At 67.5% G+C, this 2,489-nt stretch carries 3 protein-coding genes; all 3 read right to left on the reverse strand.

The features are described 5' to 3' along the window. Window positions 1-6: 6 nt before the first annotated feature. A complete protein-coding gene (locus tag ACFWF3_RS32065; RefSeq protein WP_379317555.1) occupies window positions 7-867 on the reverse strand; it encodes an ABC transporter permease in 861 nt (286 codons plus the stop codon). Then, window positions 864-1,823 (reverse strand): ABC transporter permease, encoded by a 960-nt coding sequence (locus tag ACFWF3_RS32070; RefSeq protein ID WP_378991318.1) that lies wholly within the window; start codon window positions 1,821-1,823, stop codon window positions 864-866. Before ACFWF3_RS32070 ends, ACFWF3_RS32065 begins: the two co-directional genes overlap by 4 nt. Further along, on the reverse strand, window positions 1,820-2,489 hold a 670-nt coding region (locus ACFWF3_RS32075), incomplete at its 5' end, for an ABC transporter substrate-binding protein (protein WP_379317557.1). The genes ACFWF3_RS32075 and ACFWF3_RS32070, both read right to left, overlap by 4 nt.

Genomic DNA, 2,489 nt, shown 5'->3' on the forward strand with positions numbered 1-2,489 from the left:
GTGTGCTCATGCCAATCTCCTTGCCCGGCCCAATGCTTGGGCGATCAACAGGAATCCCAGGGTCAACGCGGCCACCACGACCAGCGGTCCGATCGCGATCCACGGGTTGGCGTCGAGGTTGGCGATCGAGCCTGCGATCAGCGAACCCAGCGACGGCTGCGGCGGCAGCACACCGATCCCGATGAAACTCATCGCGCCTTCGATGAACACCGCCACCGACAGCGACAGCGCGAACTGCACGCCGAGCGGTTCGATCACATTGGGCAGCACATGCTTTCGCAGGGTCCACCAGGTGTCGGCGCCGATCACCTCCGAGGCTTCCACGAACGGTTGTTCGCGCACGGCCAGTACCGCCGTGCGGATCTGCCTGCCGAAGATCGGGATCTCGGCGGCGATGATCACGATGACCACCGCGTGCCAGCCGGGCCCGGTGATCGCGGCGAGCGTGATCCCCAAGATCAGGGTGGGGAAGGCCAGGATCAGATCGAACACCCGCTGGACGGTCACGTCCGCGATCGGGTGGACGGTGGCGGCCAGCCCGACCAGCGCACCGACCAGGGCGCCGATCGGCACGGCGAGCAGCGCGATCAGCAGGTCGATCCGGATACCGGCCAGCACCCTGGCGGCCACGTCACGGTTGAGGTGGTCGGTGCCGAGCCAGTGCTGCGCGCTGGGGCCGAGCAAGTTGGCGCCGGGGATCTGGGTGAGCGGATCGTAGGAGCTGAGCAGCCCGGCGAACACCCCGGCCAGTGCCACCACGGCGACCAGCAGTACCCCGGCCAGTCCCTGCCCACGGCGCAGCGCGCGCAAGGGTCCCTCGTGCCGTGGTGATTCGTCCACAGTCACAGTGGTTTTGGTGACGGTCACGAGCGTCCTCCGATGCGAATCCGCGGGTCCAGCCACGCGTGCGCGACATCGGTGATCAGCTGGATCACCACGAACACCGCCACCGACAGCAGCAACAGCACCTGCACGAGCGGATAGTCGCGACGACTGATCCCCTGCTCGATGAGCTGCCCGATCCCCGGCCATACGAAGGCCGCCTCCACCAGCACCGCACCGCCGAGTAGCTGCCCGGTCTGGATGCCGAGCACGGTGAGCATGGTCGGCAGCGCGTTGCGCAGTGCGCCACGGGTGACGATCTCGCGATATCCGACGCCGAGTGAACGTGCCGTCAGCACATACTGTTTCGCGAGTTCGGTGCGCAGCGCTTCGGTGAGGAAGCGGGTGAGCGCCGCCGAGACCGGCAGCGCCAGGCAGATCGCGGGCAGCAGCAGGTACTGCACGGCGATATCGGGCCGGGCGATGAAGCCGTCCGGCGGCACTCCGCCGGCGGGCAACACCGGAATCGCGACGGCGAACACCAGCACCAGCAGCGGCCCCACCACGAACGTCGGCAGCGCCACCGCGATCGTATTGGCCGCGGCGACAACAGTATTGAGCCAGCGGCTCGGCCACAGCACCGACGCCACCGACACGACCAGACTCACCAGCACAGCCAGCAGCAGTGCGGTCACCGTGAGCACCAGCGTGTTGGTGAGCCCGCGGCCGACCAGGTCGGTGATCTCGCCGCCGATGATGTAGGAGCGACCGAGATCGAGGGTGAACACGTCGCCGAGCCACTGCAGATACTGCACCGGGATGGATCGGTCGAGGCCCAGCTGGTGGCGGATCACCTCGATGGTCTGCGGTGTCGCGTCGTTGCCCGCCAGGATGGTGGCGGGGTCACCCGGAACCAGCCGCAGCAGCAGGAAGATCAGCACCGAGGCCCCGAACAGCACCAGCAGCGCCGAGGGGAGCCGGTGCAGCAGGTAGCGCGTCATGACAGGAAGGTGTCGGTGAGGACGGGCTCGCGCCGCTTGGTCCAGGCGAAACCGTGCACCTTGTTGACGGTGGAGTACTGCTGGAAACGCACGCCGATTTCGATCAGGAAAAGCCCTTCGAGCAGCTGGTCGGTGACGGCCTGGTAGGCGCGGACCGCTTCGGGCCCGGTGCCCTGTGCCAACTGCCAGGCGGTGTCGGCGGCCGCGGTGTAGGCGGGCGATTCGTAGCGTGAGGCATTGCGGCGGGCGTTGAACGGGTAGGCGCTCACCGTGAGAGTCGACGGGACGAACTGGGCCCACGAATGGTCGGTGACCCACAGACCACGGAACTGCTGGCCGGTGAGCTGCTTGACGAAGGTGGCGGCGTCGACCGGGTCGAGGTCGACCTCGATGCCCACGTCGGCGAGGTTGGCCTGCACGATCTGGGCGACCTCGCCGTAACCGGGGGCGAAGGTCAGCGGCAGCTTCGGCGGCCTCGCCGACTGGTCGAGGAGCTGTTTGGCCTTGCCGATGTCACGGTTGTACTTGGTGTTGCGGGATTCGTCGAAGGCGGGCGAGTTCTTGGGCCACGGCACGTTCAGCGGATATCCCGCGCCCCGGAACACCTCGTTGATGATGCGTTCGCGGTCGAGGGAGTAGGCGATGGCCTGGCGCACCCGGACATCG

The organism is Nocardia sp. NPDC060220, from assembly GCF_042727815.1.
Classification (GTDB): Bacteria; Actinomycetota; Actinomycetes; order Mycobacteriales; family Mycobacteriaceae; genus Nocardia.

Bases quoted from the DNA above. Each gene is read 5' to 3' on its own strand.
- ACFWF3_RS32070 (WP_378991318.1), bottom strand. From the start codon at position 1,823: ATGACGCGCTACCTGCTGCACCGGCTCCCCTCGGCGCTGCTGGTGCTG.